This window comes from Kluyvera sp. Awk 3, from assembly GCF_028069715.1.
GTDB lineage: Bacteria > Pseudomonadota > Gammaproteobacteria > Enterobacterales > Enterobacteriaceae > Kluyvera > Kluyvera georgiana_A.
In genome coordinates this window covers 1-15094 of sequence record NZ_JANEWH010000114.1, presented here as the reverse complement: position 1 = coordinate 15094, position 15094 = coordinate 1, and the positions used below count along the sequence as shown (strand labels likewise).

The following is a 15094-nucleotide window of genomic DNA, read 5'->3' as shown; positions in this document are numbered from 1 at the left end:
GTTGATGCCATATCGAGAGTTGCTATTAAGTTAGGCATATATGCCCATAGGTTAAAAATTGATGAGCGAATTGAATCTTCAGAGTATTTATTCAGTTGGTTGGATTACTGCATCAATATTGCAATTGAGATCTGCAAATCTCAAGGGAATGAAGCACAGCATGCAAAATTTATTCTAATGTATGCAACCATTAGAGTTAATCAAGATGATTATCAAGACTATATTGAAGCAGCAAGAGATAAAATTGATTATTTTAAAGATGAAGAATTAAAAGCTGAGTTACATGATTCGCTTAATAAAATAAGTAATCAGAAAATATCTTATATACAACGTAAAGATCCTGACTTTGAAATTGAGTTTTTCACTAGCAGAGCAAAGCAGCTAGGATTCAAAATTGATGATCCTGATGATGAAATGGGGCAGATTATCAAACAGGGATTATTAGATTATAATCCTGAGAGAGTAGTTAAAAACTGCGAGCATTTAATAATGTTTGCCTCACGTTCCCTAGGCATTCCCGCGCGGATGGTTGGTTTGTATTCTGCATCAATGAAATATTTGGTATGCACGAAGAAAAAGCACATAATGGGTGGGTGGAAATTAGACGATATATACCATTTCAATCCAATCGGCGGATTTAAAGAAGAGTTTTGTAAAAACTGCCAAGACAACTGCCCAAGAAGCCCTGACTGGAAATGGACAAGTGCGTGGCAGGAAGAACAAAATGAAATCCATAAAGAGCTACTGGCGCCCTTGGAGCGTTGGTAGTTGTTGTACTTAGACCTTAGGCCCTCAAATGCACGGTAGAGGGCCCTGGGAAGTGTTCTATAACACAATGCTATCGGGGGCATTTATGGGGGCATTTAATCTGTATTGTTTTATTATTATCAATAAATTCAATTGGTTACTTGTCTGATTTGTTCCTATTATCGGCACCATTTAAATCAAGCGCTTATCTGAATTTTAAGTAAACTACTTTCTCCTCTTGTGCCGTATTTGGCATCCGCCGGCCTTTGTGCTGATGATCGATACGCTTTGGTACTCGGAATAACGGGGTCCGCCATTCGCGGTGTAACCCGCAAGATATCAATGACCTATGCGTGCCTGATGCTCGGGAGAGCAATATTCGCCGACGATTTTAATCGTTTCAAGCGCCAGCGCTATCTACCGCCGGGCCGTAGCCGTAGCTTAAGCCCATACAACCGAGCCCAAGCGCGGACACTTCGAGTTCTGATTGACCCAGATAACGTTCTTGCATTGATTAATTGTCTCTTTTATCGCGTCTTAAACGTCCAGTTTGCGACCAGTCAACCATTCAATTCTGGCGGGATCGCGGTGGGAGAAGAAAGCACTTGTTGCGGTATCGATAGCGGTAATCTGCAGCATATCTTCATCACTCAGTTCAAAATCGAGAATGTTAAGGTTCTCTTCCATGCGTTCTTTTCGCACCGTTTTTGCCAGCGAAACGATGCCTCGTTGGAAGATCCACCGCAGCACAACCTGTCCAACGCTTTTACCGTACTTCTGGCCAATCGCTGTTAACATGGGATGCTCAAACAGACCATTTTTACCTTCTGCAAACGGTGCCCAAGCTTCCGGCTGAATGCCATGGCTTTGATTCCATGGAACCGCATGCAACTGCTGGTTGAAGGGGTTAACTTCAATCTGGTTCACCGCAGGGCAAACCTTGTTGAAGGCAATGAGATCGGCCAGTCGGTCAGGATGGAAATTGCTGACACCAATGGCGCGAATTTTACCTGCCTGCTGAAGTTCTTCCATAGCACGCCATGCCCCATGGACATCGCCGTAAGGCTGGTGAATTAGATACAGATCGACGTAATCAAGTTGCAGCCGATTCAGGGAGCGTTCGAACTGTGCTTTAGCGCCTTCGTAGTTAGTATCCTGCAGCCATAGTTTGGTCGTTACAAAGAGCTCGTTACGGGTGATACCGCTTTGTTTCAGCGCATTCCCGACCTGGGTTTCATTCTGATAAGACGCGGCGGTATCAATCAGGCGGTATCCCGTATCGATGGCATCAATAACGGCTCTTTCGCATTCAGCGGCATCAGACATCTGAAACACACCAAAGCCCAACAGGGGCATTTCAATACCGTTGTTCAGTTTTACAGTTTGCATGACGTTATCCTTTGGTCGTTGAGTAGGAAAAGGATAGCGCAAAGTGATTTATTCAATTAGATGGGGTAATTAGCTAGGGTTTATTAGATTTGTTCATTAATAAGGGACTCAAGGTCGGCTTTGTGCCAGGAGGGGACCTTACCCTGATGAAGTAAGTCAGGATATTTGCGGATAAATACCCAATAATTTACGTAGGCGGGAGCCATTCAACAATAGTTTTTGCCAACTCCCTAGGTTGTTCGAGCGGAATCATATGGCCGCAATTCCGAATGATTCTAAACGACGCATAAGGTATGGCTTCGACCAACTCTTCTGCCTCCTTCATCGAACGGATGGCATCATCTTCACTGGCGATAACCAATGTTGGACAACATATCGTTGCATAAGGTATACCTTGCCGGGATAAGGATGATTGCGTGATGAAGGCTTCAAATCCCAGAGAGCATCCCATTTTCTGAATAGCTGAAATCATATCCTGATTTGATGTGTTTATAGGATGGAGTGTCCGGGCAATAGCATGGCTGCTCAGCCCCTTAAACGTTGTGGGGGACAATGACTGCACGCTTTTTCGCTTTGCTTCAGCCTCTAACGGCGTATCTTCCCGTAAGGAACTGGCAATAAGCACTAAGGACTCTACACGTTCAGGGAATTCTGCTGCCAGTTGTCGGGCAATATACCCTCCCATCGAAAAGCCTATCAAAGAAAACTTCTCAGGCAGAAGAGTAATCAGATGCTGAACGACATCATGAATGGTTCGTCCTTCAGTTACAGATGCATGATGAACAATACAGTTTGACGGCAGGTATGTTTCAAATTCATGCCAAAGCATTTCATTCAGCATAAACCCGGGAATTAAAACGATTTTACGCGGCTTTAAACTCATAGAACTCGCTTAAATGCATCATGTGTATTTATTAGGTTAGACAGGTTAAAATATCTTACTAACTGCGACAATATCAAATACCAGCCCTGGATAAGCGTTTCAATTTCCACAGAGTTTCTTAACATTTCTAACGTCCTCCCAGGCTTCCTCCACCATCAACAGGCAGTACTACGCCAGTAATAAAACTCGCTTCTGATGATAAAAGAAAGGCTATTGCTGAAGCCACTTCAGCAGGAGAGCCCAGTCTGCCCATAGGGATTGTCGATAAAACACGTTGTTCTGCTTCACTTCCAACAGGTCGTGTTTTATGAAAAAGCTCTGTCTCTATTGGCCCAGGAGCAATCGCGTTTGCGGTGATCCCGAATTGAGCAAGCTCTAATGCCCAGGTTCGTGTACAACCTACCAGCGCACTTTTTGCTGCTGCGTAAGCTGTTCGGTCAGTCGCACCGTAAATAGCACGGCTACATACATTCACAATTCTTCCCCAGCCTCTGCGCTTCATTTTGGCAACCAGCGCCTGTGTTATCTGAACTGCTACCCGTACATTGATATCCATGACATTCAGGAAGGTCGGAATATCAATACTTCCCAGTTGTTGAGGTAAGGCCACCCCTACGTTATTTACGATACCGTGAACTTCGTGATTTTTGGCAATTTTCATTAGAATTAAATTTGTTTCATCATAGCTACTCAGATCGGTCGTATATAAAACCCCTGGAAAGCTGGCATCACTATTACGGGCAATACCCACAACCAGGTGACCCTGTTCTGATAATTTGTCACTGAGTGCTCTCCCTATACCTCTGGTTGCGCCTGTAATAAGAAAAGTACGATAAGGTCCCATAGTAGAATCCTCGATCTCATTTGAATGGATGCGAATAAGATGGTACTGACATCCCATTTTTTGTTCACCGTCTATTAGACTAGCAGAACAATGACCAACTTCCGCTCTTCGCTCAAAGCGGACCTTGGAATTGAAAGCTTAGGGACTACCTGACACAATTTTGTATTGTGAAGAAACGGTCATCGCTAACGCTCAGATCTTCAACGTATCAATGACTATCTGCAGGGCAGGGAGACGTTGCGATGCGGATAATAGAGAAACAGTCCCTCCATTCGTACGCCCTAAAAAACCCGAATAAGCGCCCCGCGCTCTAAATTATCGGCGACTAGCTCTACGGGAACATATGCCAGCCCCAGACTCAGCCGGGCGGCTTTCGCTTCCATATAGCTGTCAGATAAGGCCCACTGTCCCTGCGGCCGGTGAGTCACTCTGGATGAGATCCCACTGCTACACACTTCCGTCGCCAAACTGATAGGCAATACACGGATGCGCGGCTTAGTCCGCTGGTGCTTGTGCTCGTATAATGATTATCGTCCGGCGGCTAACCTGATGTTGCGCGGTGCAGCCCTGTTTTTCTGGCAAAGCATAGCGATTTAAGTTCTTTGTTATTTCAGGCGTTATCCCCGATCTTCATGCCATAAATGCACTGGCGGAAAGGGCGTCTGAAGGAATGGGTAAACGAAACTCCCTCTATTTGCACCAACAACAACGAGAACATATTCACCAGCTTTCAACCAGCATCCTGTGGCGCAGCGAACTCCCGACCTGGATAATCATGATGGCCATTTATGGCGGCTGGTTTGCGACCCTGGCGAACTGGCAGACGTTGGGTTTATATCCCGCCACCGTGCTGCTTATCGGGTTTACCGCCTGGTATATGTCGCTACAGCATGAGTTGATTCACGGGCATCCCACCCGATTTCCCCGGCTGAACCAGCTTTTCGGCACGCTGCCGTTGGCGGTCTGGTATCCGTATGGCCTGTACCGCGACTCCCATCTGGCGCATCACCGTAACGACCACCTTACCGTACCCGTGGACGATCCTGAGTCTTATTACTTTAGCGATGAAAGCTGGGCGCGGTTTCGCCCGTGGCAGAAGCGGGTGATTCATCTGCGTAACACCTTTATCGGCCGGCTGTTGCTGGCGCCGCTGATAGATATCGTGCAGACGCTGGGCAGTGCCGTGTCAGCCTTTCGCCGCATGCAGGTAGCGGCCATGCTGATGTGGATCACTCACGGGGCCTTACTTGCCGTGCTTTTTGGCTGGATGTCGCACCTTGGCTTCTCGCCTCTGTGGTTTGTTCTGGCGGTGAGTTACCCCGCGCTGGCGCTGACCAAAGTGCGATCTTTTTTTGAGCATCGGGCGGCGGACGATCCGCTGGCGCGTTCGGTCATCAACGAGGCCGGGCTGTTCTGGCGAGTCCTGTTTTTGAATCTTAACTATCATTCTGTACATCACGATCTGCCAGGCGTGCCCTGGTATGGGCTGAAGGCGATTTATCTGCACAATCGCGATGCCTATCAGCGGCGCAACCACGGTTTTCTGGTGAAGGGATACGGTGAATGGTTACGCCATTTCTGGGGGAAACCGGTGGATGTGACGGTTCATCCGGGTATTCATAAAGGAGACGGTCATGAGTGATCCGCTGGCATTCCCGATGTACGCCGTTAACCGCCGCGATACGGATGCCCTGTGGCTGGCAGTTCAGAAACTGCTGGTTGACCGGGGTGTGCCGGTAGGGAGCCTCACGCCAGCGTTGCCGCAGGAGGCGCTGGTGACACACTGGCAAAACCCGCAGCTGATCCTGAGCCAGACCTGCGGTTACCCACTGGTGACGCAGCTTTTGGACGTTCAGGTGGTCGGTTGTTTTCACTACACCGCGCCGGGCTGCGAGAACATCTATTACCGCAGCGTGCTGGTGGCGCGCGAAGAGGATAAACAGCAAACCTTTGCTGATTTTCGCGGCCGAGCGGTGGTGTGCAATTCCACTGATTCGCAGTCAGGTTACAACGTACTCATGAAAATGGTGACGCCACTGGCGGTGAACGGGCGCTTTTTCTCGCGCGTTGTCCTGAGCGGCAGCCATCGTCAGTCGCTTCACGATGTAAAACACGGTGAAGGGGATATCGCGGCCATCGACTGCGTGACCTGGGCGCTATTACAACGCCATGAACCCGCGTTGCTGGAAGGGCTGGCGATTATCGACCAAAGTCCGCTGGCGCCTGGATTACCGCTCATCACCGCGAAGGAAACTTCTCCCGACACCCTTGCTGCGCTGCGCGAGGCGCTTCATACGCTGGTGAGTGCGCCGGAATACCGGAAAATTTGTGCCGCGCTGCTGATAGGCGGGTTTAGCGAGGTGACGCGCGAGCCTTATTCGTTATTACTGGACTGGCGCAAGGCGGCGCAAACAGCCGGTGTTACCCGGCTGTAGCTCTTCAGGCAAAGTGGTTTCTGGCCAGCGGAAGGCCCAGCTTTTCCCGCAGGGTGCCCGGCGCATATTCGGCTTTCATCACCCCTTTGGCTTTGAGAATAGGGACTACCTGTTCCGCGAAGCGATCAAAATCCCCCGGCAGCAGCGGGAACATCAGGTTAAAGCCGTCTGCTGCCCCGGAAAGATAGATTTCCGCCAGCGTGTCGGCAACTTCCTGCGCACTGCCAATAACCAGCCAGCTGTCGGAGCTTTGCAGCAACAGACGACCCAGCTCCAGAATGGTCAGTGCGGGGTCGTAGTCCCGGATGAGTTGCAGTACGGTGCGAATACCGTCGAAGTTAGCTTCGTCTGGCAGCGGCGGCAGCGGTTTATCGTGGGGATAAGGGCTCAGATCCAGCTTCAGATACGCCGATAGCAGATCGATAGCCATCCGATCGCTCATCAGCTGCGCGTTAAGCTGCTGGCGCTCGGCTTTTTCGGCTTCGGAATTCACCACCACCGGCAGCACTCCGGCGATGATTTTAAAGGCTTCAGGCGAACGTCCGAGCGCTTTCAGGTGCTGATTCATCTCTTCGCGGTAGGCTTTTCCCTGCTCGATGGACTTGATAAACACAAAGTGCATATCCGCCTTGCTGGCGGCGAGTTGCTTACCGGCTTCGGAAGAGCCTGCCTGCACGAGAACAGGATGTCCCTGCGGCGGACGTGGCACATTAAGCGGGCCACGCACCTTAAAGAAATCGCCGTGATGATTAAGATGATGCACTTTGTCGGCATCGGCAAACAGGCCGCGCGGTTTATCAAACAGGAGCGCGCCATCTTCCCATGAGTCCCACAGATGGGTGACCACATCGATAAACTCCCCGGCGCGCTGGTAACGATTACCGTGCTGTGGGATCTGATCCAGACCGAAGTTGGCGGCTTCCTCTTCCAGCCAGGAGGTCACGATATTCCAGCTTGCGCGCCCATTACTCAGGAAATCGAGCGAGGCGAAGTAGCGCGCCAGGTTATAGGGTTCGGTATAAGACGTTGAAGCGGTTGCCATCAGGCCAATATTGTCCGTCACGGCGGCCAGCGCCGAGAGTAGCGTCAGCGGTTCAAGGCGGGCATTGGCGTAATGGGCAAGGCCGCTGTCCCAGATCCCGGTATGGTCGGCAATGAACAGGGCATCAAGCGTGGCGGCTTCGGCCTTGCGGGCAAGGGCGGTGTAGTAGTTGAGGGTGAAAATCTCGTGCTCGGGGGCGTCCGGATGACGCCATGAGAACCGGTAATCACCCTGTGGATTGAAAAAGAACAGGTTCAGGATCATGGTGTTGTGCGACATTGTGGGGCCCGTGTCAGGTTGTGGCCGATCCCTGGCCATTGGATAATTAAATGCGTTAAAGGTTGGTATTGACCCATTGTTCTGCCACGGCAGCAGGATCCTTATGCTGGAGGTCGACCTGCTTGTTTAGCTCGACCAGGGCGGTGTTATCCAGCTTGTGAGACACCTGATTGAGGATGTCGTCGATTTTTGGCGTCAGCGCCGCTTTGCGAACCAGCGGGACAACGTTTTGGCTTGGCTGTTCGTGTTTATCATCTTCCAGCACCACCCAGTCCTCTTTGGCGAGCGAGCCTTGGGTGGATACCACCGTTGCCACGTCAATTTTGCCGGAGTTCAGCGCCAGACGGGACAGCGGCCCGCCCATGTCGAGGGATTTCACCTCTTTAAACTCCAGGCCGTAGACGCGCTTCAGACCCGGCAAACCGAGGGCGCGAACCGGAAACTCCGGCGGGCCGCCGATCACCAGCTCATGTGCAACGGGTGTCAGATCGGAGAGTTTGGTTAAACCGTATTTTTTGGCCGTTTCGGCGCGGACGGCCCAGGCCGTGACGGAGCTTGCGGAAGAAGGGGTGAGCAGCGTAAATTCTGCCGGCAGCACTTTTGCCAGCCCGGCGCTGACGTCACTCTGGGTGGTCGCCAGGGTTTTGGTGTCATAGTAATTCAGCAATGCGCCGAGATATTCCGGGACAATATCTATTTCACCGCTTTTCAGGGCCGGAATAATAATTTCGCGGTTACCCAGATTAAGCCGCGTTTTAACATCAATATTATTTTTCTTTAATGCGCTGGCGTAAATATTGGCAAGAATGGAGCTTTCGGTAAAGTTCGCCCCGCCAATGGTGACGGTTTCCGCCAGAGAGGTAAAACTTAAGCTGAATAATCCTGCCGCCAGAAGGGATAATTTAAATCCACGGCGGTTAAACGCTTGCCATAATGATTGCTTCATAGAGCCTCTTTTTTGCAGGTGGTTTTTATCATGATTCCGTTATTGCGGGTGCGAGCTTTGACTGAAATAACACGTTGTTGATAAGTGAAAATATCCCCTCGCAGGCCAGTGCCAGCAGTGTCACCACAAGGGAGCCGGCAATAACCTGCGGTATATCGCGCTGCCCAAGACCATCAATCAGAAAGCGGCCCAGTCCACCCAGCCCGGCATAGGCAGCAACCACCGCCGTGGCGATAAGCTGCAACAGCGCGGTGCGAATTCCGGCAAAGATCAACGGCATCGCTAGCGGGATGCGCAACTGCCACAGGCTTTGCACGGGCGTCATGCCAAGCGCGGTGGCGGCGTCGCAAAGGGTGCGGTCGGCATGGTAAATTCCCACCCAGGTGTTGGTCAGGATCGGCGGGACAGACAACGCGACCAGCGCAAGAAACACTGGCACATCATTGAAACCAAAAAGAATAATGCACAATAAAATCAGGCCAAGAGACGGGATCGCCCGGCCAATGTTGAACAGATTGATGACCAGGAAAGCTCCTTTGCGCCAGTAGCCCAGCGCCACCCCCAGAGGTAACGCAATGGCCGAGGCGATGATCATGCTCACCAGCACATACCAGAGATGCTCACGCAAACGCAGCAGGATCCCCGTATCGCTAAGCCAGTGGTCCGGCTGAATTAACCAGTGCCAGGTTGCGGTTAAGATGTCCATTAGCGTGCCCACGGCGTAACCCAATAGCCCAGACGCGCTATCAGAGAGTCAAAAATAAACGACAGCACCAGGCTTAGCACCACACTCACCACAATCGGCGTCAGGAAATCCTGGTTAAAGCCCGACAGCAGCAGTTGGCCAAGACCGCCCTGACCAATCAGCGCCGTAACCGTGACCAGCCCCACGAGTGTGACTGAGGCAATACGCAGCCCGGCAAACAAAGACGGGAGAATCAGGTGCAGCTCAACGTCAACAAACCGGTACCAGCGCGTGTAGCCTAGCGCGCGGGCGGATTCGAGCACGTCGGACGGCAGCTTTTCTATCCCGGCGACCACGTTGCGTAGCAGGATCAGCAGTGAATAGAGCGTTAAGCCAATCACTGACGTGGTGAGCGACAGGCCGGTAAACGGGATCAACAGAATAAACAGCGCCAGCGAGGGGATGGTAAACAGCACCCCGCACAGACCGAGCAGTACCGGCGCAGATGCGGGCCAGCGCAGGGTCAGGCCAATCAATACCCCGGTGAGTGCCGTACCGAAAAAGAGCGATACCGCCACCAGCTGCGTGTGCTGCCAGAACAGGGCGGCAATCGGGCCCTGATTGTCCGCAATCCATTGCCAGTCAATCATAGCGGCGAACATCCACATGACCGTCCAGTACGCGCTGCAGCAGCCCGTGGGAAATGCTGCCCTGATACTGACCGTCTCCGTTGACGTGCACCAGCACTCCCCCCGGCGCATCCAGCAGTGCGCTGTAGGCGAAACGCAGGGAGTGAAGCGCCTTCAGGGTCAGTGATACGGGCAGGGTGGTGCGCCGCTCAGGGTCAAGCCAGTACAGCGGGCGCAGCTGTTTATCGAGCACCAGCCGCAGCGGGCTGGCAACCAGCGGATGCTGGCTGGAAATGGGGGTTAATTCCTCGTCCACCAGGGGAACATCGTGACGCGGAAGCTGCCCAACCTGAAGTCTGGCAAGGCGTTTTAAGTTGGGCTCAGGCCCGATGAATCGCGCCACGAAATCGCTGGCAGGCTGGGCGAGGATACTATCGGGCGTATCAAACTGAGCCAGGACTCCGCCTTCCTGAAAGATGGCCATTTTATCGCCCAGGCGAATGGCTTCATTGATGTCATGGGTGACGAGCACGATAGTTTTGTGCAGGCGCTGCTGGAGTTGCAACAGCTCGTCCTGGAGCTTTTCCCGCACCACCGGGTCGATGGCCGCAAAGGGTTCATCCATTAATAGAATCGGGGGATCGGCCGCTAGCGCGCGGGCAATCGCCACCCGCCCTTGCTGCCCGCCTGAAAGCTGGTGGGGGTAGCGCGTAAGCAGGCTCGGGTCGAGGGACATGAGCTCAACCAGTTCATCAATACGTGCTTGAATATGCTTTTTTTTCCAGCCAAGCAGACGCGGAACCGTGGCGATATTCTGAGAAACGGTCCGGTGCGGGAATAAGGCTGCACTTTGCATCACAAAACCAATTTTTCGCCGTACCTGAATAATATCGGCATCGGCTATTTTAATACCCTGAACATATACCGAACCGGCATCCGGGATATCCAGTTGATTAATCATACGTAATATAGTGGTTTTCCCACAGCCGCTAGGGCCAACGAATGTGCAAAATTCACCTTCATTGATAACGATATTTAATTTTCCGATCGCGGCATGCGTACTACCAGGGTACGTTTTGTTTATGTTTTCAAGTCTTATCATATGAAACAATAGCACCCTGAAATTATTGCGTTTATATCAAACACAAATTACAGAGGCGATGAACAGGGCGCAAATATGATATTTGCATTTGTATTGCAGGTATTTGGAATTTGATAATCGATGATCCAGCAATAATGCGGACACCGATGTAAGCACGCCCGTTGTCGTTCCACGCACTTTCTGACTGAACGGCGGCACAGTTTTCTGGCTGTGCCGCCTGCGTCAAGCTATCGCGCCATTAACGCGAATACACCCCAGCCAAAGTATTCCCGCGTGAACGTGACATGGCGTTTGGGCGCTATCGTCAGTTCTTTCCTGACTTCAGAGGCAAAGTCATCATCAGGGTTTTCTTCCAGCCAGCGACGCATGGTCATCCATTTTGCGGCTTCGTATCGGTCCCAGCCTTCCTGGTCTGCCAGCACCATTTCCACTACGTCATAGTCTTGTTCGCCGAAAGCGTCGACAAGCGCGGGGAGGGTGAGAAAGTCAGCCACGGACGAGACGCCGCAGGCCTGGGCAACCTCTTCGCTGGCGGGCACCTGACGCCAGTAGGGTTCACCGATAAGGATGATTCCGCCGGGCTTAAGGCTTTTTGCCAGCAGCGCGATCGTTCCGGCAAAACCCCCTGCAATCCAGGTTGCACCGATGCAGGCCGCTACGTCATATTTTTCGTCGGCGACGTAACCTGCCGCATCATTATGAATAAAGTGCACGCGATCGCTGACACCGAGTTCTTCTCCTCGCTGCTTTGCCTGCGAGGTGAAGAGCGGACTCATGTCGATGCCCGTACCGGTAATGCCGTGATCGCGAGCCCAGGTGCAGAGCATCTCGCCCGAGCCGCTGCCCAAATCGAGAATTCTGGTCCCCGGCTTCATGCGCAGTACATGGCCCAGCGTGGCGTATTTTGCTGGTGTGAACGGGTTATGAATGCGGTGTTCACTTTCACTAATGGTAAAAATGCGTGGGATATCCATTAATTAATTCCTGTTATTGGGTAAAGCCTAAAGGAGACTTCAAAAAAATTGCTATTCACGCCAGTGCTCCGGTTTCATCAGGGCCTGCGCGCACTGGATGTGGCCGGTCAGGTTCATGGGCTGAGCGGTGAGTGATTGCATCATCCAGCAGGCTTTGTGCTCCTCCGGGATGGGATAAGGTGCCGGATAGCCTTTGTCTCCGGCACAGGGTTCGAACCCATGCCGGGGGTAATAGGTGGCGTGGCCGAGAACAAAAACCGTCTGGCAGCCCATCAACCTCAGGTGCTCGATGCCAGTGCGTATCAACCGTCCTCCCACGCCCATCCCCTGGTATTCCGGTATGACCGCCAGGGGAGCGAGGATGTGCATCAGCGGTGAATCCATTTCTCCTTTGAAGGTTGCCCGGGTAAATAAAATATGCCCGATGGCTTTGCCTTCATGTCGGGCAAGCAGCGATAACGCAGGGCGTGCGCTTTCATCCTGAAGTAAAGAGACCACTAAATCGGCTTCTTTGCTGAAGCCAAATGCGCGGGTTTCGACTTCCCGGATATCACTGGCATCATTTTCATCTGTGATATCAAAAGTGAAGTGGTGTGCTGTCATTGAAACTCTCCTTAGCGATTATCAAGCTGTGCGCGAACATTGTTCAGCCCGGTGGTATTAATGCGGTAGGGCTGACCGTTGACGGACTTGATCAGCTTTTTGGTTTTGAGTTTTTTGAAGACGGCGAGCGTACAGTCAGCCAGCAGCAGCCCTTCACGGCTGTAGCATTCAACGGATGTGACGCGGCCTGATGCATCGCGGACGTGCGCGATACGACCACCTTTGGCGAGAACGTGTAAGGTACGTTGTTCCTGACGGGATAAATTCATACTGAAGAACCTGTTTAATCATCATGTGCAAAACGTGCAAACACACAGCGGTGTCCGCATTCGATTTCGGCGCATTGATAATCAGTCCGGCCTGAAAAGGTCGGGAAACTGATTATCGGATGATTACATTCTCCAGCATCAAAGCCTCGGGTTGAGTTGATAGGTATTTACGGGGTGAATGATAACACCTGTTTTTTATAAGTGAATATCCTGGTGTGAAAAGTGTGATCCCGACAGGAGCCTGTGAGAGCGCCCCTATTGAAACACCGGGCTAAAGTCGCGTCGTACTGAATTCATATAGCCGTGAAATGAACGTGTCAGCGCGCAGGATCGTAATAGACAAACGCGAGCTTATTCCCGTCCGGATCGCGAACATAAGCGCTATAAAACCCTTGCCCGTATTGCGGCCTGTGCCCCGGCGCGCCTTCATCCGTGCCCCCAAGACTGAGCGCCAGCGCGTGCAGTTGCTGTATCTGTTCCAACGAGCGCGCATTCAGCGCCACCATCGTACCATTTCCCACTCCGGCACGCTGTCTGTCAAAGGGCCTTCCGACACAAAGTCCGGTGGTGGTGTTACTATTGAATGTCCCCCATGAGGCGCCTTCTTCGTTACGACCTGCCTTTGGGTGCCCAAGCAGTTCCATCAGCGGGTCGTAGAACCTGATGGCTCGCGGTAGATCGTTAGTCCCCAGCATCATGTAAGAAAACATAAACTCTCCTCACTCCCTCTTGTTGACGACCTGCCGGTGATGAATGCTGCAAGCGTAACGCGTCTTTTGATGGCGTGACCGTCGGTTTATGACCAGCCAGTGACCTGGCTGGTTGAGTGTTGTGCCCGATACGAGCTCACGGAATCCACTTTAATCTGGGGTGAACCACTGAATTGAGATTCACTCGTCCGCTTTGTGCGCCCAGGCGGGCATTGCCGTCAGGTAGCGTTTTGCCCGCTTGCGGGCCTCCTCTTCGCCGACCTTTTGCCAGGAATCAAGAAAGCTCGCCAGACCGGAAACGGCCTCTTCCCACGGTTTGAGGTTACCGTCGTCGTCGCTGCAGTAAACACAATATTTATCGCTGCTCCCTTGTGCATCAGGGGCGGACATCGGCATTCCGCAGGCCTGACAAAACTGTTCGTGCTGTGTCATAAAGCGCTCCTTCTGTCGTGTGATTGTTTATTAAATATACAGACTTGGTGCGCGGTATTTAGCGGCTCAGATCAAGAGATCCTGTCGGTAGCATTATAAATGTTGACTCAACTCATTTACCTGGTGAATGTCGTTTTGCTAGTCTCTGCCCATATTTTGGGCGATACAACAGGATTGTAACGTTGGAAATCTTTTTCTAACCCACTGAAAAATATCTCATAAATATTTTTCATACATAAACATTTATGGTCCGTTCAATACGGGCCCGGTTTTGTATGGGTTAAAAAAGGTACGTTATGAAAGTTACATGGAGCGTCGCCCCCGTGGGGTACCAGCGCATTGCGAAACGCTGCCCTTCATGCTGTGTAAAACGTGAATTTATACCTTCGGGGACGATTCGGGTAAATTCGCAAAAGAAGTTGCTGGATATCTGGAGTATTTATAAATGTACTCACTGCGATTACACCTGGAATATCTCCCTGTTTTCTCGTCTGCACGTCAGCAAAATTGATCGTCAGCTTCATCACCGGCTGATGACCAACGATGCCACCACGGTACAGCACTTTGCCTATGACATCGCGACGCTGAAGCGAAACAACGCTGAGCTATCGGGGCGGCCTGATTTTTGTGTGCAGGAACGATGGTCTGTCAGCATCTTCCCTCGCCGTTGGGTTCGGGTCAGCGTCAGAATTACCCGTTCTTTTCAGGTTAGCCTGCTGTCTATTTTACGACAGCAGCTCATGCTGAGCGCGGCTGAAATTCAGCGAAGGGTTGATGCGGGGCAGATAAGTGGCGTGACGATGAAGATGCTAAAATCACGCAAACTCATCGCCGGGGAATATCAGTTTCAGCTATCAGTAGAAACGTTATATGCCCATCGTAGGATCGTTCTGACACGTCGTTAAAAAATAAGAAGCTCACCCCAGGTTTATAAACGCCAGTAGGGCAACCGTAAACACAATGACGGATTTACCATGGAAGAGGTGAGCTTCCACTCTGAGAAGCGCGGTGCTCGTTCCCATCAGCCCTTCCTCATCAGGATTATCAAATTTGTCTCTTTTTCTTATGTATTATTGCTGTGGTTTGATTATTAATAATAAAAATAAAAGAACCGCAGATGTATTC

General features: G+C 51.5%; 16 protein-coding genes and 3 pseudogenes. 4 read left to right on the top strand and 15 right to left on the bottom strand.

Translation table 11 applies throughout. The features are described from left to right. A partial coding sequence (locus NNN71_RS19155; RefSeq protein WP_271459118.1) for a hypothetical protein occupies positions 1–768 on the top strand: 768 nt, incomplete at its 5' end. Positions 769–1150: 382 nt separating this feature from the next. On the opposite strand, the pseudogene NNN71_RS19150 reads toward NNN71_RS19155, so the two are convergent. From NNN71_RS19150 to NNN71_RS19130, 5 genes and pseudogenes are all read right to left on the bottom strand, one after another. After that, positions 1151–1258 (bottom strand): annotated as a pseudogene (locus tag NNN71_RS19150) (aldo/keto reductase); the annotation flags it as partial. A 26-nt stretch (positions 1259–1284) separates the two neighbouring features. Next, positions 1285–2136: an aldo/keto reductase gene (locus NNN71_RS19145; RefSeq protein WP_223803972.1), complete on the bottom strand. Its 852-nt coding sequence runs from the start codon at positions 2134–2136 to the stop codon at positions 1285–1287. Positions 2137–2323: 187 nt separating this feature from the next. Next, a complete protein-coding gene (locus tag NNN71_RS19140; RefSeq protein ID WP_047038613.1) occupies positions 2324–3019 on the bottom strand; it encodes an alpha/beta fold hydrolase in 696 nt (231 codons plus the stop codon). 127 nt (positions 3020–3146) lie between these two features. Beyond that, complete coding sequence (locus NNN71_RS19135) at positions 3147–3863, bottom strand: SDR family oxidoreductase (RefSeq protein ID WP_223804145.1); 717 nt, start codon at positions 3861–3863, stop codon at positions 3147–3149. A 192-nt stretch (positions 3864–4055) separates the two neighbouring features. Beyond that, positions 4056–4355 (bottom strand): annotated as a pseudogene (locus NNN71_RS19130) (LysR substrate-binding domain-containing protein); the annotation flags it as partial. Between the two features lie 178 nt (positions 4356–4533). On the opposite strand from NNN71_RS19130, the gene NNN71_RS19125 reads away from it, so the two are divergent. Together NNN71_RS19125 and NNN71_RS19120 are read left to right on the top strand one after the other, a co-directional pair. Beyond that, positions 4534–5505 carry a fatty acid desaturase gene (locus NNN71_RS19125; protein WP_249022276.1) on the top strand — a complete coding sequence of 324 codons (972 nt, stop codon included), beginning with the start codon at positions 4534–4536 and terminating at the stop codon, positions 5503–5505. Then, entirely contained in the window at positions 5498–6298 is an 801-nt protein-coding gene (locus NNN71_RS19120) for a phosphate/phosphite/phosphonate ABC transporter substrate-binding protein (RefSeq protein WP_249022275.1), read from the top strand. The genes NNN71_RS19125 and NNN71_RS19120 overlap by 8 nt, the downstream gene beginning before the upstream one ends. 4 nt (positions 6299–6302) lie before the next feature. Here the strand turns inward: NNN71_RS19120 and NNN71_RS19115 are convergent, their stop codons facing one another. From NNN71_RS19115 to NNN71_RS19070, 10 genes and pseudogenes are all read right to left on the bottom strand, one after another. Further along, complete coding sequence (locus NNN71_RS19115; protein WP_271459117.1) at positions 6303–7619, bottom strand: LLM class flavin-dependent oxidoreductase; 1317 nt, start codon at positions 7617–7619, stop codon at positions 6303–6305. A 55-nt stretch (positions 7620–7674) separates the two neighbouring features. Beyond that, positions 7675–8565 carry an ABC transporter substrate-binding protein gene (locus NNN71_RS19110; protein WP_167576639.1) on the bottom strand — a complete coding sequence of 297 codons (891 nt, stop codon included), beginning with the start codon at positions 8563–8565 and terminating at the stop codon, positions 7675–7677. 28 nt (positions 8566–8593) lie between these two features. Beyond that, a complete protein-coding gene (locus NNN71_RS19105; protein ID WP_271459116.1) occupies positions 8594–9271 on the bottom strand; it encodes an ABC transporter permease in 678 nt (225 codons plus the stop codon). Then, positions 9271–9900 (bottom strand): ABC transporter permease, encoded by a 630-nt coding sequence (locus NNN71_RS19100; protein WP_163447131.1) that lies wholly within the window; start codon positions 9898–9900, stop codon positions 9271–9273. The genes NNN71_RS19105 and NNN71_RS19100 overlap by 1 nt, the downstream gene beginning before the upstream one ends. After that, a complete protein-coding gene (locus NNN71_RS19095) occupies positions 9893–10981 on the bottom strand; it encodes an ABC transporter ATP-binding protein (RefSeq protein WP_271459115.1) in 1089 nt (362 codons plus the stop codon). The genes NNN71_RS19100 and NNN71_RS19095 overlap by 8 nt, the downstream gene beginning before the upstream one ends. 227 nt (positions 10982–11208) lie before the next feature. Further along, positions 11209–11955, bottom strand: coding sequence for an SAM-dependent methyltransferase (locus NNN71_RS19090; RefSeq protein ID WP_167576636.1), 747 nt, complete (start codon positions 11953–11955; stop codon positions 11209–11211). A 55-nt stretch (positions 11956–12010) separates the two neighbouring features. Continuing rightward, a pseudogene (locus NNN71_RS19085) lies at positions 12011–12558 on the bottom strand (GNAT family N-acetyltransferase). An 11-nt stretch (positions 12559–12569) separates the two neighbouring features. Further along, complete coding sequence (locus tag NNN71_RS19080; RefSeq protein WP_032716428.1) at positions 12570–12827, bottom strand: YjhX family toxin; 258 nt, start codon at positions 12825–12827, stop codon at positions 12570–12572. A 317-nt stretch (positions 12828–13144) separates the two neighbouring features. Continuing rightward, positions 13145–13537 (bottom strand): VOC family protein, encoded by a 393-nt coding sequence (locus NNN71_RS19075; RefSeq protein WP_271459114.1) that lies wholly within the window; start codon positions 13535–13537, stop codon positions 13145–13147. 180 nt (positions 13538–13717) lie between these two features. Then, a complete protein-coding gene (locus NNN71_RS19070) occupies positions 13718–13969 on the bottom strand; it encodes a zinc ribbon domain-containing protein (protein WP_163447141.1) in 252 nt (83 codons plus the stop codon). Positions 13970–14265: 296 nt separating this feature from the next. On the opposite strand from NNN71_RS19070, the gene NNN71_RS19065 reads away from it, so the two are divergent. Beyond that, positions 14266–14874 (top strand): DUF1062 domain-containing protein, encoded by a 609-nt coding sequence (locus tag NNN71_RS19065; protein ID WP_167576632.1) that lies wholly within the window; start codon positions 14266–14268, stop codon positions 14872–14874. Positions 14875–15094 lie beyond the last annotated feature (220 nt).